The sequence below is a fragment of the Photorhabdus akhurstii genome, assembly GCF_018448925.1.
GTDB classification, from domain to species: Bacteria; Pseudomonadota; Gammaproteobacteria; order Enterobacterales; family Enterobacteriaceae; genus Photorhabdus; species Photorhabdus akhurstii.
On the sequence record NZ_RCWE01000003.1, the window covers coordinates 403,505 to 428,938 of the forward strand.

The 25,434-nt window shown below is 43.6% G+C and carries 28 protein-coding genes; 26 read left to right on the forward strand and 2 right to left on the reverse strand.

What is annotated here, in order from left to right; translation table 11 throughout:
* Positions 1-961: 961 nt before the first annotated feature.
* The 17 genes from tssB to EAE93_RS06545 all read left to right on the forward strand — a co-directional run bounded on the left by tssB (position 962) and on the right by EAE93_RS06545 (position 17,582).
* Positions 962-1,459, forward strand: a complete 498-nt coding sequence (gene tssB / locus EAE93_RS06465; RefSeq protein WP_105399106.1) for a type VI secretion system contractile sheath small subunit — start codon at positions 962-964, stop codon at positions 1,457-1,459.
* A gap of 32 nt (positions 1,460-1,491) precedes the next feature.
* Entirely contained in the window at positions 1,492-3,024 is a 1,533-nt protein-coding gene (gene tssC, locus EAE93_RS06470) for a type VI secretion system contractile sheath large subunit (RefSeq protein ID WP_214039318.1), read from the forward strand.
* A gap of 16 nt (positions 3,025-3,040) precedes the next feature.
* The gene (gene tssK, locus EAE93_RS06475) at positions 3,041-4,390 is read left to right on the forward strand and encodes a type VI secretion system baseplate subunit TssK (protein WP_214039319.1); all 1,350 of its coding nucleotides are present in this window, start codon (positions 3,041-3,043) and stop codon (positions 4,388-4,390) included.
* Positions 4,387-5,061: a type VI secretion system protein TssL, short form gene (tssL, locus tag EAE93_RS06480; protein WP_214039320.1), complete on the forward strand. Its 675-nt coding sequence runs from the start codon at positions 4,387-4,389 to the stop codon at positions 5,059-5,061. Before tssK ends, tssL begins: the two co-directional genes overlap by 4 nt.
* Positions 5,058-6,794 carry an OmpA family protein gene (locus EAE93_RS06485; RefSeq protein WP_214039321.1) on the forward strand — a complete coding sequence of 579 codons (1,737 nt, stop codon included), beginning with the start codon at positions 5,058-5,060 and terminating at the stop codon, positions 6,792-6,794. Before tssL ends, EAE93_RS06485 begins: the two co-directional genes overlap by 4 nt.
* Before the next feature lie 18 nt (positions 6,795-6,812).
* Complete coding sequence (locus EAE93_RS06490; RefSeq protein WP_214039322.1) at positions 6,813-7,304, forward strand: Hcp family type VI secretion system effector; 492 nt, start codon at positions 6,813-6,815, stop codon at positions 7,302-7,304.
* A gap of 177 nt (positions 7,305-7,481) precedes the next feature.
* Positions 7,482-9,872: a type VI secretion system Vgr family protein gene (locus EAE93_RS06495; protein WP_214039323.1), complete on the forward strand. Its 2,391-nt coding sequence runs from the start codon at positions 7,482-7,484 to the stop codon at positions 9,870-9,872.
* A 13-nt stretch (positions 9,873-9,885) separates the two neighbouring features.
* Positions 9,886-12,684 carry a glycoside hydrolase family protein gene (locus tag EAE93_RS06500; RefSeq protein ID WP_214039324.1) on the forward strand — a complete coding sequence of 933 codons (2,799 nt, stop codon included), beginning with the start codon at positions 9,886-9,888 and terminating at the stop codon, positions 12,682-12,684.
* Between the two features lie 15 nt (positions 12,685-12,699).
* Positions 12,700-13,566 carry a hypothetical protein gene (locus tag EAE93_RS06505; RefSeq protein WP_214039325.1) on the forward strand — a complete coding sequence of 289 codons (867 nt, stop codon included), beginning with the start codon at positions 12,700-12,702 and terminating at the stop codon, positions 13,564-13,566.
* 253 nt (positions 13,567-13,819) lie between these two features.
* Positions 13,820-14,026, forward strand: coding sequence for a lysozyme family protein (locus tag EAE93_RS06510; RefSeq protein ID WP_214039326.1), 207 nt, complete (start codon positions 13,820-13,822; stop codon positions 14,024-14,026).
* Between the two features lie 28 nt (positions 14,027-14,054).
* The gene (locus EAE93_RS06515) at positions 14,055-14,366 is read left to right on the forward strand and encodes a lysozyme (RefSeq protein ID WP_415186278.1); all 312 of its coding nucleotides are present in this window, start codon (positions 14,055-14,057) and stop codon (positions 14,364-14,366) included.
* Entirely contained in the window at positions 14,366-15,181 is an 816-nt protein-coding gene (locus EAE93_RS06520) for a lysozyme inhibitor LprI family protein (protein WP_214039328.1), read from the forward strand. Before EAE93_RS06515 ends, EAE93_RS06520 begins: the two co-directional genes overlap by 1 nt.
* A gap of 197 nt (positions 15,182-15,378) precedes the next feature.
* Entirely contained in the window at positions 15,379-15,756 is a 378-nt protein-coding gene (locus EAE93_RS06525) for a hypothetical protein (protein ID WP_036812445.1), read from the forward strand.
* Positions 15,757-15,891: 135 nt separating this feature from the next.
* The gene (locus EAE93_RS06530) at positions 15,892-16,356 is read left to right on the forward strand and encodes a hypothetical protein (RefSeq protein WP_250150902.1); all 465 of its coding nucleotides are present in this window, start codon (positions 15,892-15,894) and stop codon (positions 16,354-16,356) included.
* A gap of 114 nt (positions 16,357-16,470) precedes the next feature.
* Positions 16,471-16,902, forward strand: coding sequence for a hypothetical protein (locus EAE93_RS06535; RefSeq protein WP_052105858.1), 432 nt, complete (start codon positions 16,471-16,473; stop codon positions 16,900-16,902).
* A 25-nt stretch (positions 16,903-16,927) separates the two neighbouring features.
* Positions 16,928-17,065, forward strand: coding sequence for a hypothetical protein (locus EAE93_RS06540; RefSeq protein WP_214039329.1), 138 nt, complete (start codon positions 16,928-16,930; stop codon positions 17,063-17,065).
* A 127-nt stretch (positions 17,066-17,192) separates the two neighbouring features.
* Positions 17,193-17,582 carry a lysozyme inhibitor LprI family protein gene (locus tag EAE93_RS06545; RefSeq protein WP_214039330.1) on the forward strand — a complete coding sequence of 130 codons (390 nt, stop codon included), beginning with the start codon at positions 17,193-17,195 and terminating at the stop codon, positions 17,580-17,582.
* Positions 17,583-17,656: 74 nt separating this feature from the next.
* On the opposite strand, the gene EAE93_RS06550 is transcribed toward EAE93_RS06545, so the two are convergent.
* A complete protein-coding gene (locus EAE93_RS06550) occupies positions 17,657-18,175 on the reverse strand; it encodes a hypothetical protein (RefSeq protein WP_214039331.1) in 519 nt (172 codons plus the stop codon).
* Between the two features lie 333 nt (positions 18,176-18,508).
* Here EAE93_RS06550 and EAE93_RS06555 point away from each other — a divergent pair, with 333 nt between their 5' ends.
* The 8 genes from EAE93_RS06555 to EAE93_RS06590 all read left to right on the forward strand — a co-directional run bounded on the left by EAE93_RS06555 (position 18,509) and on the right by EAE93_RS06590 (position 23,091).
* Complete coding sequence (locus tag EAE93_RS06555) at positions 18,509-18,973, forward strand: hypothetical protein (protein WP_214039332.1); 465 nt, start codon at positions 18,509-18,511, stop codon at positions 18,971-18,973.
* Positions 18,974-19,077: 104 nt separating this feature from the next.
* On the forward strand, positions 19,078-19,254 hold the full coding sequence (locus tag EAE93_RS06560; protein WP_214039333.1) for a hypothetical protein: 177 nt from the start codon (positions 19,078-19,080) through the stop codon (positions 19,252-19,254).
* A gap of 1 nt (position 19,255) precedes the next feature.
* Entirely contained in the window at positions 19,256-19,726 is a 471-nt protein-coding gene (locus EAE93_RS06565; protein ID WP_214039334.1) for a hypothetical protein, read from the forward strand.
* Between the two features lie 103 nt (positions 19,727-19,829).
* Positions 19,830-20,294, forward strand: coding sequence for a hypothetical protein (locus tag EAE93_RS06570; RefSeq protein WP_040151095.1), 465 nt, complete (start codon positions 19,830-19,832; stop codon positions 20,292-20,294).
* 185 nt (positions 20,295-20,479) lie between these two features.
* The gene (locus tag EAE93_RS06575) at positions 20,480-20,839 is read left to right on the forward strand and encodes a DUF4087 domain-containing protein (RefSeq protein ID WP_040151099.1); all 360 of its coding nucleotides are present in this window, start codon (positions 20,480-20,482) and stop codon (positions 20,837-20,839) included.
* A gap of 570 nt (positions 20,840-21,409) precedes the next feature.
* Complete coding sequence (locus EAE93_RS06580; protein ID WP_214039335.1) at positions 21,410-21,667, forward strand: PAAR domain-containing protein; 258 nt, start codon at positions 21,410-21,412, stop codon at positions 21,665-21,667.
* A gap of 1 nt (position 21,668) precedes the next feature.
* Positions 21,669-22,850 (forward strand): hypothetical protein, encoded by a 1,182-nt coding sequence (locus tag EAE93_RS06585; protein ID WP_214039336.1) that lies wholly within the window; start codon positions 21,669-21,671, stop codon positions 22,848-22,850.
* Between the two features lie 97 nt (positions 22,851-22,947).
* Positions 22,948-23,091: a hypothetical protein gene (locus EAE93_RS06590; RefSeq protein ID WP_214039347.1), complete on the forward strand. Its 144-nt coding sequence runs from the start codon at positions 22,948-22,950 to the stop codon at positions 23,089-23,091.
* 139 nt (positions 23,092-23,230) lie between these two features.
* On the opposite strand, the gene EAE93_RS24440 is transcribed toward EAE93_RS06590, so the two are convergent.
* Positions 23,231-23,491: a hypothetical protein gene (locus tag EAE93_RS24440; protein WP_250150903.1), complete on the reverse strand. Its 261-nt coding sequence runs from the start codon at positions 23,489-23,491 to the stop codon at positions 23,231-23,233.
* 387 nt (positions 23,492-23,878) lie between these two features.
* Between EAE93_RS24440 and EAE93_RS06595 the strand changes: the two genes are divergently transcribed.
* The coding region (locus tag EAE93_RS06595) for an ImcF-related family protein (protein ID WP_332008440.1) at positions 23,879-25,434 on the forward strand (1,556 nt) is incomplete at its 3' end.

The following is a 25,434-nucleotide window of genomic DNA, read 5'->3' on the forward strand; positions in this document are numbered from 1 at the left end:
GTGTGATGAAAAGTTGTAATTAGTAAATAACTTGTCCGGTTAAAGGTTTTCATAATAGCCGGACAACCTTGCTGAATATAGGCACCGAATGTTGATCACTTCGGTGCCTTATTTTTTTTATGAAATCCTATACCTGACGCTGGCGGAGAAATCCTATTTTTCAGCATTGCCGATGCATGTAAACAATTCTTACACCATTAAATGCCTTAATCACTCTTGCCACTTCAATATCGAATATAATGGGGATTATTTGCTATCATTTTCATATTTATAATCTTATTAGTTTGGAAATAAAGTAGCATGTTTCTATCCTTATAAAGTAGAGATGCTCTGTGAAAGTGTGGATAATATCAGTTCTTATTAATCTATCGTGCCAGACTATTCTGGTCTGCGTGACTGAATTTATTCTCATTCGCATTAACTTAAGCCGACGATCATGCTTTTTTTACTTTTTCCACTAAATGTTCTACCTGTTGTGCCGTGGGAGTGAAAATTATCTCTGTTTCTGTATTTTTATTTAACTAGTTGAAAATTAAATATAATTTAATTTTTTAATCATTTGTTTGACCTATGTAGATAATATAACCGACCTGGCGATTAATATTATTAAAATAAGTTCAATTTTTATGAAAATTAATTCAATTTCGTTTAGATTTCGTTGATATATTGTTTTTTTAATCTCTTGATTAAGATGTTTTATATCTGGCGGTGATGAAGCAAAAAATGCTTTACGATAAAAAATGACTTGATTTTATATAAATCTGTTTACAAAATCCCCTTACCCAGAAAATGGCCTGCCTGATAAATCCATTTATCTATTGAGGCGGGGGTTGTCGGTTTTCTCTTATTTTCCGCTTGGTTAGTTCCTGCTTTGAAATATCTGAATCCGGTTTTGTTTCTGAAATGCGTTGTGGCATGAACATCATGCCACTCATTCTATTTTATTGTTGAGGAGTCACTTATGACACATAGTTTTCAAAACGAGATCCCTAAATCGCGTATTAATATCAAATTGGATTTGCATACAGGAGGCGCGCAGAAAAAAGTTGAGCTGCCGCTGAAATTATTGGTAATGGGAGATTACAGCAACGGGCAGGAACAGCGCTCTCTCGCGGAAAGAAAAAAGGTGGCTATCAACAAAAATAACTTTGATAGCGTACTGGCTGAATTTAGCCCCTCGGTTAATTTGACGGTTGAAAATACGCTGGCTGGAGATGGCAGCGAGGAGAATATCGCTCTTACTTTTCGGCAAATAAAAGACTTCGAGCCTGAACAAATCGCTCGCCAAATCCCGCAACTGCGGGCCTTGCTTTCGATGCGCCATCTATTGCGCGATTTGAGATCCAACCTGCTTGACAACGCCACCTTTCGCCGGGAGCTGGAACATATCCTCCAGGATCAAGCACTAAGCGATGAACTACGGGCTGAACTGGCTGCGCTGGCGCCAAAAACTATTTGATTATTAGGTATTTAAATCAGGAGATAGGATTAATGACTATACAAGAACAAACCACTGCGGCGGCAGTAACGACAACTCACGCCGAAGGTAGTGTTTATCAATCGTTATTTAAGAAAATCAATTTACAGCCGGTAGAGCAGTTAAGCGATATTGAATGCTTTCAGAGCAGTGATGCGCTGGCTGATGTGACGGCGGACGAGCGAGTCACGGCGGCGGTTAGCGTTTTTCTTTCTGTGCTGAAAGCCTCGGCGCAAAAGGTTAAACGGCTGGATAAAGCATTATTGGATAACCATATCCGCGAGTTGGACGAACAAATCAGCCGTCAATTGGATGTGGTCATGCATCACCCTGAGTTCCAGCAGGTGGAATCTGCCTGGCGTGGCCTGAAATTCTTGGTTGATCGTACTGATTTTCGTCAGAACGTCAGAATTGAAGTGCTGGATGTCGCCAAAGAGGATTTACGGCAAGATTTTGACGATGCGCCGGAAATTGTTCAAAGCGGTTTCTATCATCACGCTTACATTCAAGAATACGATACGCCGGGCGGCGAACCTATCGGATCGGTAATTGCCAATTATGAATTTGATGCCGGCACGCAGGATATTGCCCTGCTGCGTAATATTGCCAAAGTCTCAGCGGCGGCGCATATGCCATTCATTGCGGCTATCGGCCCGGCCTTTTTTGGCAAACAAACGATGAATGAAGTGGCCGCGATTAAAGATATCGGTAACTACTTTGACCGCGCCGAATACATCAAGTGGCAAGCCTTCCGCGAAAGTGATGACGCTCGCTATATCGGCCTGACTTTCCCCCGGGTGCTAGGGCGTTTGCCCTATGGACCGGACACCGTACCGGTGCGGACTTTTAACTATGTTGAAGAGGTTTCCGGTCCGGATCACAATAAATATTTATGGACCAACGCCGCCTTTGCTTTTGCCGCAAACATGGTCAAGAGCTTTGTCAGTAATGGCTGGTGCGTCCAGATCCGTGGTCCAAATGCGGGGGGAGCGGTGACGGATTTGCCGATCCATCTCTACGATCTGGGAACCGGTAATCAGGTCAAAATTCCATCCGAAGTGATGATTCCAGAAACCCGCGAGTTTGAATTCGCGAATCTGGGCTTTATTCCGCTCTCTTACTACAAAAACCGGGATTACGCCTGCTTCTTTTCCGCCAACTCGGCGCAAAAACCGGAGTTGTATGACACCGATGAAGCGACGGCTAACAGCCGTATCAATGCGCGTCTGCCCTATATTTTCCTGCTGTCGCGCATTTCCCATTATTTGAAACTGATTCAACGAGAAAACATCGGCACCACCAAAGATCGACGTCTGCTCGAAATTGAGTTGAACAACTGGATCAACAGTTTGGTGACTGAGATGACTGATCCTTCCGATGATTTGCAGGCTTCTCATCCGCTGCGTGAAGCGCGCGTCATTGTTGAAGATATTGACGACAACCCAGGTTTCTTCCGGGTCAAGTTGTATGCGGTGCCGCATTTTCAGGTAGAGGGACTCGACGTCAATCTCTCTTTGGTTTCTCAGATGCCGAAGACTAAAGGTTAACCATAGGGGGAACATCATGAAAATTGATCGTCCGCTATGGATGACAGGAACCATCTTGTCTCCCCAACAGTTTCAGCAGCAGGCTCGTTGGGAGGCATATGCCAATGAATCTATTGCTCGTCTGGGACTGACGCATCCTTGGGGCGTGCTGACTGCGGTGTTTGATCAAGACACCTTAGCGTTGGGGCAATTGAAAGCGGATCACCTGTGTGTGCGTTTTGCCGATGGATCGCTGATTGACACCGATCGGGCGGATCGTTTACCGCCGGTGCTGGAATTGGCTGCCGTTTTGCCGACAGACGCGCAGCAGGTCACGGTCTTGCTGGCATTGCCGCACACCTATGCCAATGGCGGTAACTGCCTTAAACCGGATGAACGCGCTGATCGTCCGGTGCGTTATCAGCAAGAGTGGGTGCCGGTACAGGATGAATTCAGTGATCGCGTTGAATCTATGGCGGTTGCCCGTTATGCGATATCGCTGCGTTTTGACAGCATGGACAACGGTCAGTATCTCACCTGCCCGGTGGCGCGTCTGTTGCGTGACGCTCAAGGGAAATGGACCCTTGATGAGCAATTTGTGCCGCCATTACTGAGCCTTAACGCGCATGCCGATTCGATAACTCGGCTCGATCGATTGTTGACGCAGTTACACGCTAAACAGGCTCGATTGATGACAATGCGCCGAGAGAGTAACGAACGGATGGCGGATTTCGCGGTGGCGGATGTGTCGTTGTTCTGGCTGCTTAACGCGCTTAACAGTTATGAACCGATATTGAGTGATTTTAAGACTCACCCAAATTTGCATCCAGAGCTGTTCTACCGTGAAGCGGTAAGGCTGGCGGGTAGTCTGTTGACCTTTTCACTGGACCATAACGCCGGGGTGATCCCGCGTTATCAGCACGATAATTTGACGGCGGTACTCCCGCCGCTATTTGACTTGCTGAGTCAATTGCTGGAGATCAGCTTGCCGTCGCGGATGGTGACGATTGAGTTGAAGAAACCATCAGAACAGCAGTGGATAGCCACTCTTCACGATGCTCGCTTATGTGAAGCGGCGGATTTTTATCTCTCTGTCCGCTCTTCCATACCGGCGCACCAGTTATACACCCGATTCCCGCTGTTATGTAAAGCCGGGGCGCCGGACGAGGTTGACCGGATGATTAGCCGGGCATTAACCGGCATCCCCTTAGTCGCGCTTAGCCATGTCCCGGCCGCGGTCCCGCTGCGGCTGGAGAACCAGTACTTTGCCCTTGATCTCACCCATCCGGCGGGCAAAGCGATGCTGGCGGCGGGGAGCTGTGCTTTCTACGTGCCCGGAGTATTGGGCGATATTCAGCTTGAACTGTTTGCGGTATTGAGGACATGAATAAATCACCTTTATCAACTAAAACATCGCCACCGGATATCGATGCCTTGTTACAGAACAGCTACCTGTTGGTGGCAGAGCTTTGTCAGAACGCACCGGTGGAACAGGCGGATGTGGTGTGGCAGCACTGCACCCGCGAGATAGAACAGACACGGCAAGCGCTGCGTGATGCGGATGTCAGCGAATCCGCGATTAATCATATCAGCTACGCCCATTGCGCCTTGCTGGATGAAACCGTGCTGGAACGGGCGCCGGAACAGGGGCATGCCGCCTGGCGGACAACATCATTACAGGAGCATTTCTTTAATACCGCCGAGGCCGGTGACCAGTTGTATGAACGGATGCGCACGGTACTGCATGAACCGGCCCCCGATCGGACAGTATTGACCTGTTTTCACCGCGTATTGCTGTTGGGATTTCAGGGAAAGTGTCAGGAGGATACCGCACTGATACGTGAACAACTGGTAGACCGCTTACGTCAACAGGTTGTCCCTTTCGGCACGGCTCAACAATCACCGGCGTTAACCAATGCGTCATCGTCCCGTTGCTGGCTGCGTTCCACAGTCAGCCAATTGGTCGTGATGGCCTCCGTGGTGATCATCGTATTGTTCGGTGTCCGGTGGGGGATAGGTCACTATCTGGCAACGCTATTTCCGGGGTTGGCGAGATGAGTGTCATGTTGCAGCGGGTGTTATGGGGATGGGGAGCCGGGCTGGCATTGCTGCTCTGTCTGGTCTGGTTGCCCTTATCGCCTGTGAGCCGGTGGGTAGGGATAGTCATTATCCTGTTCTGCACGCTGGTGGGGCTGTTTTATAGCGAGCGTTCTCGACAGCGGGAGCGCCGTAACAGCCTGTCAGCGGTGCTGCCGCCTGAAAGTGATCGCCTCCCGGTAGTGTTGGTATATAGCGACATCCAGGACAGCCTGTTTGGTGATGAACTGCTGCGTCAAACGCCACAAGGTTACTGGTTGTGCTTACCGTCAGGGACTTCTCTGTCTGACGGGGTAGCAAGCTTGCTGGCTGCCCGGCCCTCTTGGGGCGGCCAGTTAAGTGTGATGGCGGTGATAAACCCGCAGCAATACCGTGACGCCGCCGTGTTAGCGGGTTGGGTGCGAGAACTACGTTGGCAGCTATCCCAAGTGCGTCGACAACACGCTATCTCGCTGCCTTTACTGCTAGCGGGCTACTTAGCCGGACCATCCCGACAACCTGATGATTCACCGTGGTTTGAGTGGCAATCAGGACGGACCACCGTAACGGCCTGGCGCGAAGGCGCCTCTTTTCAACCACTCGCGGATTGGTTGGAACAGGGCACATTGGCGCAACAGATGGCGCGTTTTCCGCGTGGGGTTGAGTTGACTGGCTGGGCTGATTGGATGAAAGCGCATGTACTGCCCGTCTGCCTGACCCCGGAAAATGGCTTATCTCCTTGTCCGCCGCTGGCGATGGTATTGAAGTTTGTACCGACGTTACCGCATTGGTTAACCGGCCATGTCTGGCAACAGTGGCTACAAACCAAAACAGCGCTGAACCGGGCGGGCGATCCGATAGTCACATCGGGCGCCGGTGATGCTGCCGCGACATTGCCATTCCCGGACAGCGTATTACGCCTGCTGCCTACGGCTACGGCACAAGCACCCGTTCGACGGGCGATAGGTATCGCACTGGGGCTGTTTCTGCTGGCGGGCGTCACTGCGCTAGGTTGCTCGGCTTGGCATAACTGGCAGTTATTACGTCAGGTGGAGAGTGACCTGCTGCATTACCAGTCCATTGCCATGACGGATGATAGCCGCAAGGCACAGGCGGCGGCAGTACTGAGTCGTGACGCTGATCGGCTTGAGAGCTATTACCGAGACGGCGTGCCGTGGCGTCTGGGATTGGGGCTATATCAAGGGGCGCGATTACGCCCGCCATTACAGGCGGCCATTGCCGATTATCAAGCTAAACCGAGGGAGAAAACGCCGGTAACGCCGGTGGAACCACAGACCATCAGCCTTAACAGCCTGGCGTTGTTTGATGTGGGACAGGCGAAACTGAAAGCGGATTCAACCAAAGTGTTAATCAACGCGCTAATAAACATCCGAGCCAAACCGGGCTGGATGATCCTCATCACCGGCTATACGGATGCTACCGGTGATGCCACGAAAAATCAGGCGCTGTCACTGGCACGCGCCGAAGCAGTTCGCGATTGGCTATTACAAACCAGCGACCTATCGCCGGCTTGCTTCACTGTACAAGGCAAGGGAGCAACGAGTCCGATCGCGACTAACGCAACCGCTGCGGGGCGAGCAGCCAACCGCAGGGTTGAAATCCGTCTGATACCGCATGCGGCCGCCTGTGCGCGACCGCAGAAAGTACCGGACACATCAGCAACGTCGCCGCTACAGGCGACATCACTTAAGTAACAATTAGGAGTAATCATTATGGCGATTCCCGCTTATTTATGGCTAAAAGATGACGGCGGCGCTGACATCAAGGGTTCTGTCGATGTACAGGGCCGGGAGGGCAGCATTGAGATTGTGGCGTTGGAACATATGTTGCACATTCCGACGGACAACAACACCGGCAAACTGACGGGTACCCGTGTGCATGCTCCGCTGGTATTCACCAAAGATGTGGATGCATCAAGTCCCTATTTGTATAAAGCGGTCACCACCGGCCAGACCCTGAAATCCGCTGAAATCAAGTGGTACAGCATTGATGACGCAGGTCAGGAGAAAGAGTACTTCATTACCCAACTGGACAACGTGAAGGTGGTGAAAGTGGCGCCGCTGATGCACGACATCAAAGACCCTGCCAAAGAGAAGCACAACCATCTGGAACGCATAGAGCTTCGTTACGAAAAAATCACCTGGACCTACAAAGACGGCAACATCATTCACGCTGATGCGTGGAATGAACGCGCGACGGCGTAGCAAGTGCGGCAGACGGTTTAATCCGTCTGCTGTTTTTTCATTTTTTGTGTAATCGCGGGGGGCGGGAGGCCCCGCGATAAAAAACTTAAAACCAGATAAATCATAACCTTATGGGCCTCGGTATACGGCTATGGGCGGTAGCGTACCCAAACGACTGAGGAATAATCGGAAGAAAATATGACAAATCCAACACCGATGATCATCTTTGATCACAGCCGCTACAGACTAAAAGTGTGGGGCAATAAAGCCCCGCTGGACGTGCTGGCCTTTAGCGGGCAGGAAGCCTTAAGCCAGCCGTTTCACTATGCCATTGAATTCACCAGTGCGGAGAAAGGGATTGAACCGGCACAGATGCTGATGCAGCAGGCTGCATTTACCCTGACTTCGCCTGAAATCAATCCGGGTATCCGGGGCTGGCCGATCGAACCCCCGGCGCCATTGCGCTCGGTTTACGGGGTGATCAGCGGTTTTAAACTGCTCTCCACCTCGCGGGACGAAAGCCGTTACGAAGTGACGCTCGAGCCGCGACTGGCGCTGCTGGCGAGAAGCCATCAATACGCCATCTACCAAAAACTGTCGGTGCCGGAGATTGTGGAAAAAATCCTGCGGGATCGTCACGGATTTCGCGGGCAGGACTTCCTGTTCAGTCTGGCGTACAACTACCCGAGGCGGGAACAGGTGATGCAGTATGGCGAAGATGACCTGCGCTTTATCCAGCGCCTGCTGGCGGAAGTGGGTATCTGGTACAAAGTGACCGCCGATGACCGATTAAATATCGATGTGGTGGAGTTTTACGACGACCAGCGTGACTACCAGTTCAACGTCTACCTGCCTGCCCGCAATCCGTCAGGCATGCACGGCGAGGAGGACGCGGTGGTCTGGGGCATGGAAACCGCGTATCAGGTGGTGGAGGGAAAAGTCGCGACCCGCAATTATGACTACCACGATGCCCGGCCGTATCCCGGCTTGAACACCGAGGCGGATGTGACACGGGGCGACCGCACCACTTATGGCGAAGCGTACCATTACCGCGATCACTACCGGATATCCGGCGACCGTTACGCCTATCAACCGGAGGCGGAAAGCGGAGTATTTTATGCCCGCCTGCATCACGAGCGTTACCTGAATCAACGCATTCGCCTGCGGGGAATGACCACCTCCGCCACGCTGGTGCCGGGGCAGGAACTGAAAGTGAAAGGAGACGCCCCGGAAGCGTTTCGCAAAGGAGCGATAATCACCCAGATCACCAACAGCGCTCGCCGGGACAGCAGTTTTGAAATGGCGTTCACCGCCATTCCCTACTCTGAAACCGTCTGTTTTCGCCCGGAACGAGTGCCGAAACCGGTGATGGCGGGCACGATACCCGCGCGGGTGAGCAGCACGAAAGTGAATGATACCTACGGCGACATCGACAAAAACGGCTTGTATCGGGTGGCGTTTAACTTTGACCGGGAGAAATGGCCGCAAGGGGAAGAAAGCCTGTGGGTGCGTCTGGCGCGTCCCTATGCCGGAGAGAAGTATGGCTTTCACTGGCCGTTGCTGGAAGGCACCGAAGTGGCGATCGCCTTTGAAGGGGGCGACCCGGACCGGCCCTACATCGCCTATGCCCTGCATGACTCGGAGCACCCGGATCACGTCAATCTCTACAACTACAAACGCAACGTCCTGCGCACCCCGGCGAATAACAAACTGCGGATGGATGACGAGCGCGGTCGGGAACATATCAAACTGAGTACCGAATACGGCGGTAAAAGCCAGTTGAATCTCGGCCATCTCGTCGATAGCCAGCGCCCACACCCGGATAAACGGGGTGAAGGCTTTGAGCTACGCACCGACGACTGGGGCGCGATTCGGGCCGGTAAGGGGTTGTTTATCAGTACCGATGAACAGTTGAAAGCACAGGGCAAAACGCTGGAGATGCAGGAAGCGTTATCGGCACTGGCACAAGCCAACCAACAGATGCAAACACTCAGTGAAGCAGCGACACAGGCCGCGTCTCTTGCCGCCGACGTACAAACCCAACTGAGTTATGTCCAAGAGCGGGTTACGCAATTGCAGACAGCAGTACTGTTAGCCAGCTCACCGGCGGGTATTTCTTTGGTCAGTGGTGAACATATGCAAATGGCCGCTAAAGAAAACCTGATGGTCAATGTCGGCAAACACGCGGATATCGGGGTGATGAAACGTTTGTTTATCGGCGTAGGAGAAGCGTTTGGTTTATTTGTCCAAAAATTAGGCATCAAGCTGATTGCCAATCAGGGCAAAGTACTGGTACAGGCCCAGCATGATGAGATGGAATTGATGGCGCAACAGGAAATCACGCTCTCCAGTAGTGATAACAACATCACGATTACCACACCCAAAACACTGACGCTGAACGCGGGGGGAACCTATCTCAAGATGGATGGCAGTGGTATCGAGTTTGGGACATTGGGAGGCTATCAAGTGAAATGCCAGAGTTACAACGTAAAGCAAGGTGGGGCTTCAATCGACACAAAAGTATCTGCCTTTCCCAAAACAGAATTAAAAGAAACGACTCCCGATCACACGGGTTCAATTTCAGGATAAGGAGCCTGCACCAATGAAAATTTGTTTTCCTGTCAGCCGAGAAAATGATGGCCAGCCTTATCAGGCCACCGATGATAAAAGCCTGCAAGCCATGCTGGCGAAACTGCGTTCTGAGCCTAATGGCGCTTGGCTGGTTGGGGCGAATGGCCTGTGGCACGGCGGCGTGCATCTCAGTGACCGGGCCAGTGCGCCGTATTCCAAACTGACGCCGGATCTATTGCAACAGAACAAAGTGATGCCGCTGCGCTGTATGACTGAGGGGGAAGTAGTGGCTTACCGGCTGAATAAAGCGTATTTACAAGCCCCTTATTTTCGTGATGAACAACTGAAATACTCCAGTACTTTTGCGTTGGTGAAGTCAGAGTACAAGGCACAGGATGAAACACTGCTGACATTCTACAGCCTGTATATGCATCTGGCGCCGGTGAGCGACTACCCGGCATACCCACGTTATAGAGCGATTGTGCAACACACACTGAATACCCACCGGTTTACCGCAAATAATGAGGAGCAATACGGTATACCATCCGATGTGACGGAACGGGGTGAACGTCGTGATTATGATATTCCGCCGAAACATGGCACACTGAAACACGGTGATGAATTTTTGGTCTATCAGACCGCGGATTTCTTTATGACCACCATCATCTCGACCCGTTATGACAAAGTACGCTTTGGTCTGGCGCAGAAACTAGAGGGAGGCGTAGTAAAAGATAAAAAAAAATTTTGGGTGGAATTAGATCCTCAGTTTGTTGAGCAGACAGGTGAAGCCTGTCCCCAGATGCCGGTTTGGATGCAAACGGCAGTTAAAAAAGGGGCGTTCGATAGTGTACAAACTTTGACGGGTGATGCGGTTATCCGCATAAACGCCGGAGACCCGATAGGGCATCTGGGGTTATTTGAATCGCCTGCGGCCCGGTTGCCTGACCGAATGTCTTACTATTTTACGCATATTGAAGTGTTGAGTGCTGACGATAACTTGCCGGATTTTGTCAATAACACAAAACACCTGGCGGATGGCCGGAAATATGTTATCTGCGGTCTTGATCAGATGTTGCACAGTTATGACGCGACACACAAAACTTTTACCCCCTTGAAAGTCAGAACGCAGCAGGAAATCGTTCTGGCGAAAGCGCTGACCAGCCCGGTTAAGGATAAAAACGGGGTAAACTGGTACAAAGTGACGCAGACCGGCTGGGTAAAACAGAATGGGGAACTTGTAACGGAGGTAGATCAACATGACCTGAATAAACTGGGATTTCGTTTGTTGGAAGAGGAGGCGACCACGGATTTCAGCAAGTTAACGGCAGAAGAATGTGTGAAAGTCTTATTGCGTCATTTACTGGCGGTGGCAAAACAGGACAGGCGGATAGATCATGCTTTGGTTCCGGTCCGTTATGAACGTATTTTACGGGAGCTGGATAAAGACGGCGATGGACAGTTGAATGCGCAGGAAGTGCGCCTTGGGTTGTATAACCCGGAAATGATTAACGTGGTGACGAGGTTTATCGTGAAGCACAGCAGTGAATGGTATGAAGACAGTCAAGGGGGACCGTGGGAGAACTTTTTTACGAATGTGGTAAAAAACCGCACGGCGAATAAGTTCTGGCGGCAGTATTTGGATGATCAGGTATGGATGAAGGAAGTGGAACCATTCAGTAGCGGGAAGCCAGTGTGGCATATGCATCCTGTGGTGTTTTTGGATGCCCTGAAATGTGAAGAAGAAAAACAAATAATTTTCCCACTAACAGTGAAACCTGAAAATGATCCGGGACATAAATGGTCTCATTACGATTGGAGAGATATTCATCAAAGGAATATGGCTGCTTTTGGAACAAATCGTTCTGGAGGAAAAAGAAAGCACGCTGCGCGAGATCTATATACAAATCCTCATGAGAAAGTTGTCGCAATATGTGATGGTATAGTTCTGGATGTTCATAGTTTTTATAGTGGGACTTATCAGGTAACAGTTAAACATACAACAAAAGATGGTAGGAATTTTATTATTCGCTATGGTGAACTAGATCCTAATAGTATAAAAGTTGGAATTAATGAAAGAATAAAACAAAATCAACATATTGGGAGTACTGGTAGACTTCTTCATAAAGATGGTTCTCCTGTACTTAAATTAAACGGTAACACTGTATTCATGCTTCATTTTGAGTATTATACGGGAGATGATGGACTCAATATAAACCACTCATTAACTGATCGTGATAATCCACCATTCATACGCCGACGTGATTTATCAGATCCATTAAATATTTTAGATGAAGGTTACAGGAGTACTTTTCAAAATAATAACTGTAGTGACAACAGACTGAATGTTAATGGATTATTTACCTCTGAAAAAGGTAAGAATTTTATAAAATCGTGGGAATCACTAGAATTGGAAGCGTATAATGATGTTAAAGGGTTTTGTACTATTGGTTATGGACATTTAATCCAGAAAAAAAATTGTGAGGATATTAATTTGCCAGTTGATTTACAAGGAAAAATAACAAAACAAAAAGCTGATGAAATATTTAGTAATGATTTGCTACGTTTTGAGAATGCAGTCAAACAGGCTATTTTCGTTAATTTGTATCAAAATGAGTTCGATGCGCTGGTCAGTTTGTTATTTAATTGCGGTGAGAATTTCTTTGTCCAAAAAAGAGCACCTAATCTAGTGAAATTACTTAATAATAGAGACTATGTTGAAGCAGCTGAAGAGTTTTTGGATATTACTAATGGTGGAATAAGTGGGTTGGTGAATAGAAGGCGTGCCGAATATGATATTTTTCTGATTAAAAAATACAATTTTAATCACTAATGGTGAGGAATAAGCATGAAAAGTAAACTTAGTGTGGTTTTTGTTTTTTTATTTGTCTTATTGTTTTTTCAGTCACTTTCTTATGGTGGGGGTAAGGAGGTTGCTGCAAATACTGTTAAGAGAGAGTTAAATAATTCTGAATGGGGATATTCTTATGTGTCAGGGCCTATTGTATCCGTATCTGATGAAGTGAATAAGAAGGTTATTGAAAATATATTTAAGATGAGAAAGCTGAGTTTTAATAATAATATCCTTAATGTTACTGGGTTGTGTTCTTATGAGTATATCGCTGAGAAAAAAACGCCTATCAGCTATTGGTATAGCAACAAGACAGTCGAATTATATAAGAATTTTTTTTCTAAATATAATGTCAAATTAAATGATTATATTTATAATGTTTCTCCAGTTAATCCTGATGAAACATGTGAATATCCATTCTCTGATTTCATTTATATAGATAATAAGATGGTTTTTATTTATGACGGATACGCTATATTTTACTCCAGAATGGATAGCTCCAAATCATTATCCAATGCTAAAAAAAATAATTTTTGTAAACATACAGAACAATCTATAGAATCAGTTTATGAGAATGGAGATATAACGGAATGTTTCTACAATGGTGTTAATATTGTAGAAGCATATGCAATATTCAGAAATAGTTCTATTGAAGGAAGTGACGGATTTTATCTTTCTGAAAAACTGAATGTGATGAAAAATATAACAGTTAAATGTGATAAGGATTGTATGGAGGTTAAATACATATGGATAAATAAAAATAAACTGAAAATTATTATCGAGTTTTCTGGCGGCACAACAGAATTCTATTTTAATGAGAACATAAATGGCACAAAAGTGATAACAAAGTCTTATCCAGATTGAATTATTTGGATTATTACTATTATCTCATTTGTTACAATGGAACAAATTGGTCTTTGTGTCTTTTTATTTTCAATACATATCAGATATAAGTAAATACAATATTGAAGAGAGATATTGCTTTTCAATGATTTTTTATTAATTAGTCACTTTAACAAGGGGGTACTTATGCTGGCATTTATTCTTAAAGGTGATGAGATTTCATCCGGAGGAACATATCTTGTGGGATGGTTAGGTGGAGTAATAGGTCTAGGATATGAAAGAGCGTTCTCAGTCTTCCATAAAAGAAACTATGCGTAATATTGGATTAGATTCTGATATAGCAGAGAAAATTAATAAGGGAGCAGGACTTACTAATAATGACGCAAGTAATTTTGCAAGAGATAACCGTAATCTTGTCTCATTAACTGCTGAACAGGAGAGCAAGCTACTCAAGTATATAGTAAATAAGATTCCAAAATAGCGCTACATCTTATACTACTCATAATTCTATGTATAACAATGGGTTGAAGAAGGTCATGTGTAGCAGAATTATGAAACGTTATTTACCTGCTTATGAAGATTTAGTGAGAAGAAAAATAAAAGTTCCATTAAGGCAAAATCAATTTGATGCATTAGTGAGTTTTGCCTATAACCTAGGGGGGAGATTTAATAACGTGACTAGATTTATCAACAATGGTGAGGTAAAGAATGCAATGGAGGAAATGAAAAAAGCTGTGACATCGGGGGGAGTGGTTGTTAATGGATTAGTTAACAGAAGGAAATATGAAGTTAATCTTTATACAAAAGGAGATTACCGATAATGAGTATGTATAGAGAATTGATTAAAAGAGTAATTTTGGGTGGTTTACTTTTCAATGCGAGTTTTAGTTCGTTTTCTGAGTCATTGACCCCAGTTTCCTTATATGGAAACTGGCAAATTAGACAGGTTGAAATAAATAATAATTCAACTAGGCGGCTTAATTATCAATTCAATGATCCTAGATTAGTTGGTAGGGTGTTAGATATTAGTGCTAATAGACTATCTTCTAATTTTCCTGAGGATGGGACATGCTTATCTTTATCAGTCTCATCAGGAGCGGAAACAATAAATAGTTTAATATCGAAAATATCAGCGGGGGATAAAAATACAACAGCTAAAGATTACGAATTGAGTATTGATGGTAATAGAATATATCCCGTGGAGAAGTTCTCTTGTAAATCAGGTTATTTTGGCCCTGGTGTTGGTAATGATGATAATAGAACATGGTTTTTTATTATAGATAGAGATACTTTATTAACTAATTGGTTTGATTTGACTATTATCAAAATGAACCGACTGCCTCAAAAACCCACTCCAGTTGCGTCATTTAACTGTAAGAATGCTCAAAGTAAAACAGAAAGAGCTATCTGTCAAAATTTTGATTTGGCAGCATGGGATAATAGTGTTAATAAGACTTGGATATTAACGAAAGAGTTACAGCAATCTATAGGAGATCGAGATAATTTAAGAAATTTACACGCGGAGCAAGTGGAATGGTTAAAAAACAGAAACAAATGTGGTAGTGATGAAAGATGTTTAACTAAAATAATGAAAATTCGCATAGAGCAATTAATGTCAATGAATACTTCCGAGTGATTCTGGATGATCTAAAATTTAAGATTAGATTGTCATATGGAACATTAATTATCCTTATGAAGATCAAGATAGTTTTTTGTGAATGTCAGAAAGGGATATTTTGAATCATTAACATATATAAATGATAGTTGTAATAATTAAGTGAAATATCTTGCAGGATGATTAGATAGAGTTAATGATTGTTTAAAGGTGATTATATGAAAAAGATTTTGTTTCTATTATTGTTTTTTTGTTCCCAAGCATTTGCTTTTTCTGGCTATTGGATTTCACAGTATAATAATGACACTTATAAGCTTTATTTAAAGGAGAATAAAAATGTAATAGTAGGCAGGTATTGTTTTATAACAAATAATGGCAATAGGATAGATTGTGAGGATAATGATGTGTTAAATATAAAAGGTCATATAAATGGTAATGTTGCTGATGTTTATTTTATGAGTACTTTTGGTGGTAGTGGAACCGCGAGAATAACAAAAGAAAAGAATAAACTTATATGGGTTATTGAAGATTCAAAACCATTTGATGATGCTAATATGAATGTGAAAAGAAAAATAATATTTATACGGAGTAAATAAATTTTCAATGACTATTTTATTAACTTTATATTGAATTGATTAAGGCCCTAAGAGCGAAGGACTGACAGTTTTTTTCTCGAATATACAACGGTCCCCGTCAGAATGGATATGATGTAAAAATGAGTAGGAATTATGATGCGATTATATCTCACAGGTAGTTTAGTACTTTTGCTTTCTTTACTTTCTTTTCACAACTCTTATGCTAAGAGTGAAAATAATTCAGATATTTATTTTTCATGTAATACAAAGAAAGGTAATGTAAAATTGGAAATAAAAGATGGCACGTTATCATACTCTTTGTCAAAAGAGGGAATAAACAGTTTTATATTTAATTCTTTTGGAGATAACTATTCTGGTTTTTTATATAATCATTATACGAGATATCAAACGGAGTATGTTTATGTTTCTTTTGTCAATGAAAATTATAGATATACAGTATTTGATAATTATGAAAATAATGAAAAATCTAGTGGGGTAAGTGTTGTAAATAATGATAATAAAAAAGAGTTTCTGCTGATGTGTAAGACAGTGAAAAAAAACAATCTTAGAAATCTCATTACGTTTTTAGCGTGTGATAAGGATAATGCGTTGGGGTGTTGAGAAAATATAAGAGGCTGTAATATAACAGTAAATACTATGGAGTACTTGGAAAGGATGTATTAATTTATTCTAATGATCGGATTTCTGATCTTTCAAAAAATTAAGGTGGTTGGTATGTTTAGAAAAATAATTTTCATTATCTTTTGTTTTTTCCCTTTTTTTTCTAATGCCAGTGTGAATTCTTATATTAACTGTTTTACTTCCAATGATCAGAAAGGGATTAATTTAAAGTTTGTTACTATAAATGATGGAGGGAGAGATAAATGGTTAGGTGGATATGTAAAATATGAGAAATCTAATTACCCTATAACTGTTGTTCCGATTAAAGAAAGTGCAGAGGAATTTACTGAAGGAAGGCCGTATGAATATACTACAACCTGGATAGAAATTATCAATGGTAAACCTGAAGGTAAATACATAACTGTAAGACAAGGCGCTATTTTCTCTTCTTTTGTATATATAAACACAAAGTCGAAAAAACGGTACGATTTCACACAGGTATTTGATGCTATGAATGATGGTTCTTGTCAATGGAAAAAGCGTTGACCATTCTGGTTAACGATAAAAACGGGTGAACTGGTACAAAGTGATGCAGACCGGCTGGGTAAAACAAAATGGGGAATTTACGGCGGAGGTAGATCAACATGACCTGAATAAACTGGGATTTCGTTTGTTGGAAGAGGAGACGACTACGGATTTCAACAAGTAAATGGCAGAGGAATGCGTGAAAATCCTATTACGCCATTTACTGGCGGTGGCAAAATAGGACCTGCGGATAGACCATGCCTTGGTTTTGGCCCATTATGAACGTATTTTGTGGAATTGAGGTAAGATTTATGAAGAGATTATTTCCCATTATGATTTTTTTTAGTTCAATGTCTTATGCAGGTCAGATAGATGATTCCTTAGATGCTTGTTTAGATAAATCATTTTCAACTCCTGAGATAAGTTTATGTTACAGCAATGCTACTGATGAATGGGATAAAGAGCTTAATATTGAGTATAAAAAACTCTTAAGTATTCTCGATAATAATCAAAGAAAGGCATTAGTTAAGGCCCAAAAATCTTGGTTAGAATATCGTGATAATTATTATTCTTTTCTGCAAGATTTTTATACCAGAGATGGAACTATGTGGGGAAACTTAGGTGCAGAAAAAAGAATGGAGTTAGTTAAAGAAAAAGTTAATAACTTAAAGAGTCTATTTGATAGTGTACAGCCTAAGTGAATCCTGTATCTTTCATATATAGAACGAGGTGAAAATAAAGCGCGGGTTATCTTATAACCCGCATTGTTTGAACGTTAAAATAGTTTCTTAATGGCGTTTGCATTTTTCAAATCGCATGTAAGTTTTCTCTTTTCTTCGTATGAATATCCATCTATACATGAAAATTTACTACTTAACTTGATTTCTGGTATGCTTTTCTTTGAAGTGTCATAAGAATGAACTTGATATAATGTACCATCAATAGCCGCATTTGAGTCAAATGTTGATGTAAGTACAAATATTTGTGGGTATTTGCTATTAGAAGTCTTTTTTAATACGACAGTAAGAACTTTAGGCATTTTTTTATAGAGGTCATAACAGTCGATTATAATCTCTTTTTTAGGAATTATAACTTTAGCGATAATACCTGTTCCTTCTCCACCACAATATTCAGGGCCTTCATTGTTGGATGCTTCATAAAACACTAACTGGCTTTTTCCCATAATTGTATTTATGTTAATAATTGGATGAACATAGCTTTGTACCGCAGCAGCGAAAGTCACTCCCTGCAATGAAAAAGTGAATGGAATGATTAGAAAAAGTAGTTTATTCATTGATATCTCCTGTTGATAGATAAAATAGTTTGGTAGATTTACATAATAAGTGCAACATCGTTAATCCGGAAATAAATATGTTAGTATTCCCTTAAATAATTCATTCGGTGTTTTCCCACCACGAGTTTTTCAAGGATGATGATTTAATCGATTTTGGACAAGAAAAACAGATACGTATGGTATTTATTTGAAAAATCTTGCTAAGCTATCTTCGGTCAGAGAAGTTACTCAAGTCGTAAATGGAGGGCAAAATGGATACGCAGATAGACTAAAAAGATATAACAAAGTGGCACTTCTTCTTGGGCTTGAAATTGAAAGAGAGTGATTGAAATTATGAAACGCATTATATTATTTTTTCTTTTTTTTGTGTCTTTTATATGTCAGGCACAAGATAATATTGTACAAGGGCCTTTTTCGCTAGGTAAGAATATAACTATTTCTTTTGTTAAGGAAAGAAATAAATCCATTTCACTTGTGGAAAAATATGGTAAAAATAGAAAGGTGATTGATAATTATAATGTTTATGATGGTGTCCCTGAAATTAAAACTGTTTTCTTTATCTTTGTTGATAAAGTTAAGAATGCTGCTGTTCTTGTATCATGGAATGAGGAAAATATCAGTGCAATTCGTTATAAAGTTTTTTTCTACAGATATGATAGAGGTGAATTGGTAATGAACAGAAGACTGACGAATGATGAAAATTTATCAGGATATGATGGTTGTGGTTCATCTGGTCTAATATTTGATTATAAAGATTCGGATTCTATAAGAAAGTATATAAAGGAAAAATATAAATAAAAATATTTTATTCTAAATAGGGAGCGTGGAATTATACAATTAACAGGAAAGCATATAATGTTAATGGTAGTGCTAACCTTGTCGATAATTTGGGTTTAATTATAATGGATATAACTATAGGATTAGAAACAGCATTCGCCTTTTGGATAAGTAAGAATATAAATATTGCTGCTGACAATGATGATATCAAAAGAGTAACAAAACTGGTAAATGGAGGTGAAAATGGTTTAGCTGATAGAACTGAAAGATTAAGTAATTTGAAAAATTTGATGAGGATATAATATGAAGAAATATTTACTATTAGGTGTGTTTTTTTTGAATGCCCCTTTATCGGCTACAACTTTATGTAAAAATAATGAGATCGTTGTTTTTCATTGTACTATGAAAGAGAGCAAATTTTCTGTGTGTAAAAGAAACGACTATATTTATTATAAACATGAGAAAAATAATAAAGTAGACTTTACTTATCCAAAAATAAATGGCAAAGGAGATTTTTATTTTAGCTATACAGGGTATAGTGGTGGTGGAGAAAGTCATATTAGATTTGAGAACAATAATTATCATTATATAATATATGATAGAATAATAAGATCAGAGGATTATATAGGGAGATATCCTAATTTTGAGTCAGGGGTCAGTATAATGAAAGATGGAAATTTAATTAGCCATCAAAAATGTGAAATCAGTTCAGGGATAAATGAAAATGCTAGTCAATCCTTATTGAAGGAAAAGTTTGTTGATTTGGAAAATTAAAAATAAATAATTATTTTCTATATTTGGTGGTGTGTTGTACACGCTGTGATGTTTATTTTAGATTAGATTAAATCTATTTAAGATTGTAGGTTAGGTGCTCTGAATGGCAAAATTAATGGTGTTTATTCTATCTTTTTTGTTCCCAATTTATTCTTTGGCATGTGAAAAAGTTAATATAGATATACTGAATCGGAATTTCCCTGATCGACATTATCAACAAACTATTAATTCTGATAGGATGGTTAATAATAGTGCATTACTATTCTTTTATAGTAATAAAAATGAAGATTACCCGGATGTTAAAGCGCTTTTCTTACCCGATCGTTGTAATATTAACAATGGTGTTCTTTTCGACTCTTATGGATATAATGCCGGAATTGCAGAAGTTATTTCTGTTTTCTGGGGGAAAGGAAAGTATACGGACAGATTCTTTACTATAATTAAATGGAATGTTAATGCTGGAGGAGCACAGTCCTACGGACAGTATTACATGGTGAATGCCTATTTTTCTCCCAGTCAGAATAATTTAATTAAAAAAGACGAAAAGCTAACTTCATATTTTGAATAAGGTATAGAAGGAATCAGCAATGGTGAGATCAGTCATTTTAAATACAAAACAGCAAGTGATGTATGGAGAGCATTGGAGTGAGTAGATTGATTCTTTTTATCAAATACCAGGTAGAACAGATCATGCCAAATGAATTAAAGAGTTTCTGAAAATTATCTAGCTAAGTTGAATAATGGAGAATTATTGTGAATAAATTATTTTTTATTTTAAGTGTGTTTTTCGTGCTTGATGTTGGTGCCAGTGAATTAAGGTGTGGTTGGTTAGCTAATCCATCACCATCCAATATCTGGTTATTGGACAGCGAGGGTGAATGGATCATATCAATTCAGGGAGGTTATAGTTCGGAGGGATTGGATAAGCTTAAAGATTTTCCTGCAAGCCAATATATCAAGACAGGTATAAATTATGGTTATGGTTGTTCTTGTTTGACTGTAGAAACCAACAAGAAAAAAATGATGATAACCAATATATTGAAGTCAAAAAACCTTACTTTATTGGCGTGTAAAACAGATAGGAAATTACAAGAAATGCCGAATTTGAATTAATAAAAATAATATTGCCAAGAGTGAGAATGGTTTAGTTGGTAGGGAAAGATGATATTTATAAAAAGTAAATAAAATTTTTAATGATTAAAGGAGTTAGTAACCCTACTTCATTGGTTTGGTGGGGTTAATGGAATAACGTTAGGTTAAAACAGAATGAATTTTACGCATTAAATATACGATTCTAATCACTAATGATGAGGAGAGTAGATATGAAGAATAAACTTAATATGAATTTTATTTTTTTTATTTACTTTGTTATTTTTTCAATCATTTTCTTATGGAGAAGATACGGAATGTAATTACAACGGAGCTAATATTATCAACAAAAATGGTACCAAAGTAATAACAAAGTCTTATCCGGACTAAAATTATCACTGATATATTATTTGTTGCAATGGAGCAAATCAGACTTTGTATTGTTTTTATTATCAATATATATCAGGTTTTATTTTTGTTTATGGATATGTATTAATAAGAAAATATCCGAGCCAAGTAAATATAGCATTGAAAAGAGATATTTCTTTTCAACGATCTTTTATCGATTAATCACTTTAAATTTGGAGGGCATTTATGCCGGCATTTATTCGCAAGGGTGATAAAACTTCATCCGGAGGAACTGTTTTAGAGGGATCTAACTTAATTGAGTTTGATAATATTCCTGTTGCCCGAAAAGGCGATAAGGTTTCTTGTCCTAAACATGGTGAAACGACAATCGCTGAGGGCTGTCCTGATTATCTTGATGATGACCGGGAAGTTGCTTTGAATGGGCACTGTTGCGCCTGTGGTTGTACGTTAATCAGTTCATTTTCAGTGGGGACGGTAGATTAATATGTCCATCAATCTTGATGCTATTCCGGATAAAGCTCCACGTCCGGTACGTCCAGTCACCTTGCGCTGGTTAATATTTTTGATCGTTTGCCTGGTGACAGGCGCAATCACGACATTATGGTTTTGGCAAGATACACGTTCAGGCAGTGTGTTCTGGTACTGCTTTTTCGTTTTCCCGTTTTCATTCTGGTTGCTTTGTTTTGGCATACGACGACTTGGCTATAAATGTCAACAAGTGTGGGCCGATGGTTGGGACAGGGAATGTCAGGCCATTCGTGAGCAGGAAATTCGTAGAGGACAGCGCGGTGCCCGATTGATTTTTACTCACGCGTCTGCTCCTGCGGGCAACGATGCCACGAAACTTCCGGGTACGTTGCAAAAGAAAAAGGTGTTGATGTCACCGGTAATATCAAAAGATCAAGACGCGGTGATCCAATATGCCCGGCTTTCTGACGAATTACTTGCTGCCAAACGTTTCATGACGGCGCGAGAGCTGCTTTTAGCCGATGTGCTCCCGTTCTTAGAAGCGCTGCCTTCCCGCTGGCACCGCTACTGTTCTATCCAGCTCAATGTGAGTGAATCCGATGTCATGATGCCGGAGATATTTCTCCCAAATACATTGACTTGTCCGGGACAAGGGCTGGCAGTTTTGGATAACTGGCTAGATATGAAACCAGCTTCACCTTCGGTTTTGATCGTTATCGCCGCAGAAGTACAGGATATCCCTCTAAATATTGCTGGAGAAGCTGTTGTGGCACTGATTTTTGCTAATCACCCCATCCCGGAGGAAATCTCAACTGAGTTGACGATAATCCACAGGCCACACTGTGAGCCGGTTGTGCGGACTTCTGTAGCGATAGAACGGGCATTGCTCTGGGCAAAACAGGGGACAGATAACATTGGTAATAGTTGGTTAACCGGTTGGGGAACATCGACTGACAGTGTGTGGAGTGCGGCAATAGAACAACAAGGGCTTTTACTTAAGGATGGGGAGACCTGTTGGTTGCTGGAGAAATCCTTTGGCTATACAGGATGCGCGGCGCCTTGGTTAGCTTTGATTTGTGCCAGTGAGCAAGCCAGACAAGAACAGACCGCACAATTGTATGCGCATAAAACCAGCGCTGATCAACTTTGGGTGGGTGTCACTACGCCCTTACTTTCAGATAAACAGGATCTTTCATGAAACTTCATTCTCTATTTGTCTCTATTCTTACGATCATTCTTGGCATCTTACTTTGGTTCGGAGGAGCATTATTGATGCTTCCGGAGCAGGTTGCTCAGTGGTTTGGCTGGGACCCTCTGTTTTGTCACACGATGTTGATGGCTTGTGGTTTTCTAACTGCATTGTGTGTCATGGTGGGTTGGCTGATAAATATGTGGCTGACCGCCAGTGGCAAGGGAAATGCACGGTTGAAGTGGGGTAAGTTTGATGCCGAAGGCAATGGCAATAACGAAAAAATTTCTGTAGCGACAGAACTCCCTGAATCAGTCTCCGCTATAAAAGACTTGCCTGATCGCATGCGCCTCCGTTACGGGCGGTTCTGGTGGTATAAAGTGCGGATTTTACTGGTGGTGGGCGAAGTGGAGCAGGTGGAAGCAATCGCGCCGGGGCTGACCACTGCGTACTGGCTGGAGGGTTATCGCGTGCTGTTGCTCTGGGGCGGCAGTTTGCAGGCTGAACCGAATACCGCTCAGTTGATGGCGCTGCGTCGCCTGCGCCGTTACCGGCCGCTCAATGGCATTGTCTGGGCGCTGACCGAAGACCAAAGCGCGCAGCCGGCGTGGATGGATAAAGCTTTGAGGATGTTGCAAAAACAGGCTCAACAGTTGCGCTGGCAGGCTCCGGTCTACCTGTGGCAGGTGTGTCACAGCGTCTGGTCTCAGGAAGAGCGCATCACTCAGGCCGTCGGCTGCTTTTTTCCTGAACGGTGTACCCCGGATATCGTGGCGACCCAGTTACAAGAATTGGTTGACCCGCTGCGTCGGCGCGGCATGCAGCAACTGCTGGAGAAGACGGCCCACGATTTTCTCTGTCGTCTGTCCGCGAACTTGAAGCAACAGGGGATTGCTCACTGGAAACAGGTCCTGACGCCGTGGTTAGCGGAGTATGGCGATGTGGTATCGCTGCGCGGTCTGATGTTCAGCTTACCGCTCAAAGCGCAGGCGACCAGAGTCCCGCAGGGCTGGCTGCCCGACTCGGCCTGGCAGGGGGTGTTGGAAGGCAGTCGTCGTTTCCACGGCCAGCGGGTTGGCATGCTCCGCACACAGACCATCTGTCGTGGCCTGATAGTGCTGGGCTTATTGTGGGGTGCCGGCATGGTGCTCTCCTTTTTCACCAACCGTGACCAGATAGTCGAGGTGCAGGCGGCAGTGGATGACCTGAAAGCGCGTCCGGAAAATTCTGGCGCTCAGTTGCTGGCCTTAAAGGAGCTGCGTAACGAGGTGGGACGGCTGCAATACCGGGCTGAACATGGCGTGCCGTGGTATGAGCGTTTTAGCTTGAGTCAGAATCAGAAACTGTTGACGACGGTGCTGCCCTATTATGCGCAGGTCAATAACCGCCTGATACGGGACAAAGCGGCGGCGGTGCTGCATGCGAAACTGAGCGCATTGGTGAATTTACCGCCGGGCAGCCCTTTGCGGGCCAAATGGGCGCAAGCCGGTCACGACCAGTTGAAAGCTTATCTGATGATGGCGCAGCCGGAAAAAGCGGATGCCGCATTTTTAACCCGAATACTGAATAAAAATGAACCTGAGCGGGCCGGCATTGCCCCCGGCGTCTGGCTGGACGCGTCGTTGGATTTGTGGAAGTTTTATGCGGAGAATCTGCCCGCGCATCCCGAATGGCGGATAACCCCGGATAAAGCGCTGGTTAAACAGGCGCGTCAGCTTTTGCTGCTCCAGCTCGGTAGGCACAATGCCGAAGCGGCGCTCTACCAGCAGATGCTGCAATCGGTGGAGAAAAATTACGCGGACCTGACACTCAACCAAATGACCGGCGACACCGATGCTGAACGGCTGTTTACCACCTCTCGCGTGATACCGGGGATGTTTACCCGTCAGGCGTGGGAAGGCGGGATACAAAAAGCGATAGCGGAAGCGGTGGCGTCACGTAAGGAAGCGATTGACTGGGTACTGAGTGATAACCGTCAGACAGTCCCGGCTGCGGTATCACCCGAAGAGCTGAAAGCCCGCTTGACCGCCCGTTACTTCACCGATTTTGCCGGCGTGTGGCAGGATTTTCTGAACAGTTTGCGCTGGCATAAAACCCGGAATTTGTCGGATGTTATCGACCAGCTAACCCTGATGGCGGACAGGCGTCAGTCTCCGCTGATTGCGTTGATGAACACGCTGGCCTATCAGGGGGAGGCCGGGCAACAGGGGCCGAGTTTATCGGACTCGTTGGTGAAATCCGCCAAGACATTGTTGAATAAAAAGACGCTGCGAATGATGAACCGACCGGTGGCTGGCGTACGCGGGCCGATGGATGAAACCTTTGGGCCGTTGCTGGCACTGATGGGAGAAAACCGGGCGGCCGGGGGAATCAAGACTGACAGCACCCTGAATTTGCAAACTTTTCTCACGCGAGTAACCGAAGTACGGCTGAAACTGCAACAGATGAACAACAGTGATGACCCGCCGGCAATGGCGAATGCGTTGGCTAAGACGGTCTTTGAAGGGAAAAGCGCCGATTTGACCGATACACAGGGCTACGGCCGCCTGATAGCCGCCAGTCTGGGGGGACAATGGCGGGGTTTTGGTCAGGC

Bases quoted from the DNA above. Each gene is read 5' to 3' on its own strand.
- tssB (WP_105399106.1), top strand. From the start codon at position 962: ATGACACATAGTTTTCAAAACGAGATCCCTAAATCGCGTATTAATATC.
- tssC (WP_214039318.1), top strand. From the start codon at position 1,492: ATGACTATACAAGAACAAACCACTGCGGCGGCAGTAACGACAACTCAC.
- tssK (WP_214039319.1), top strand. From the start codon at position 3,041: ATGAAAATTGATCGTCCGCTATGGATGACAGGAACCATCTTGTCTCCC.
- tssL (WP_214039320.1), top strand. From the start codon at position 4,387: ATGAATAAATCACCTTTATCAACTAAAACATCGCCACCGGATATCGAT.
- EAE93_RS06485 (WP_214039321.1), top strand. From the start codon at position 5,058: ATGAGTGTCATGTTGCAGCGGGTGTTATGGGGATGGGGAGCCGGGCTG.
- EAE93_RS06490 (WP_214039322.1), top strand. From the start codon at position 6,813: ATGGCGATTCCCGCTTATTTATGGCTAAAAGATGACGGCGGCGCTGAC.
- EAE93_RS06495 (WP_214039323.1), top strand. From the start codon at position 7,482: ATGACAAATCCAACACCGATGATCATCTTTGATCACAGCCGCTACAGA.
- EAE93_RS06500 (WP_214039324.1), top strand. From the start codon at position 9,886: ATGAAAATTTGTTTTCCTGTCAGCCGAGAAAATGATGGCCAGCCTTAT.
- EAE93_RS06505 (WP_214039325.1), top strand. From the start codon at position 12,700: ATGAAAAGTAAACTTAGTGTGGTTTTTGTTTTTTTATTTGTCTTATTG.
- EAE93_RS06510 (WP_214039326.1), top strand. From the start codon at position 13,820: ATGAAAGAGCGTTCTCAGTCTTCCATAAAAGAAACTATGCGTAATATT.
- EAE93_RS06515 (WP_415186278.1), top strand. From the start codon at position 14,055: ATGTATAACAATGGGTTGAAGAAGGTCATGTGTAGCAGAATTATGAAA.
- EAE93_RS06520 (WP_214039328.1), top strand. From the start codon at position 14,366: ATGAGTATGTATAGAGAATTGATTAAAAGAGTAATTTTGGGTGGTTTA.
- EAE93_RS06525 (WP_036812445.1), top strand. From the start codon at position 15,379: ATGAAAAAGATTTTGTTTCTATTATTGTTTTTTTGTTCCCAAGCATTT.
- EAE93_RS06530 (WP_250150902.1), top strand. From the start codon at position 15,892: ATGCGATTATATCTCACAGGTAGTTTAGTACTTTTGCTTTCTTTACTT.
- EAE93_RS06535 (WP_052105858.1), top strand. From the start codon at position 16,471: ATGTTTAGAAAAATAATTTTCATTATCTTTTGTTTTTTCCCTTTTTTT.
- EAE93_RS06545 (WP_214039330.1), top strand. From the start codon at position 17,193: ATGAAGAGATTATTTCCCATTATGATTTTTTTTAGTTCAATGTCTTAT.
- EAE93_RS06550 (WP_214039331.1), bottom strand. From the start codon at position 18,175: ATGAATAAACTACTTTTTCTAATCATTCCATTCACTTTTTCATTGCAG.
- EAE93_RS06555 (WP_214039332.1), top strand. From the start codon at position 18,509: ATGAAACGCATTATATTATTTTTTCTTTTTTTTGTGTCTTTTATATGT.
- EAE93_RS06560 (WP_214039333.1), top strand. From the start codon at position 19,078: ATGGATATAACTATAGGATTAGAAACAGCATTCGCCTTTTGGATAAGT.
- EAE93_RS06565 (WP_214039334.1), top strand. From the start codon at position 19,256: ATGAAGAAATATTTACTATTAGGTGTGTTTTTTTTGAATGCCCCTTTA.
- EAE93_RS06570 (WP_040151095.1), top strand. From the start codon at position 19,830: ATGGCAAAATTAATGGTGTTTATTCTATCTTTTTTGTTCCCAATTTAT.
- EAE93_RS06580 (WP_214039335.1), top strand. From the start codon at position 21,410: ATGCCGGCATTTATTCGCAAGGGTGATAAAACTTCATCCGGAGGAACT.
- EAE93_RS06585 (WP_214039336.1), top strand. From the start codon at position 21,669: ATGTCCATCAATCTTGATGCTATTCCGGATAAAGCTCCACGTCCGGTA.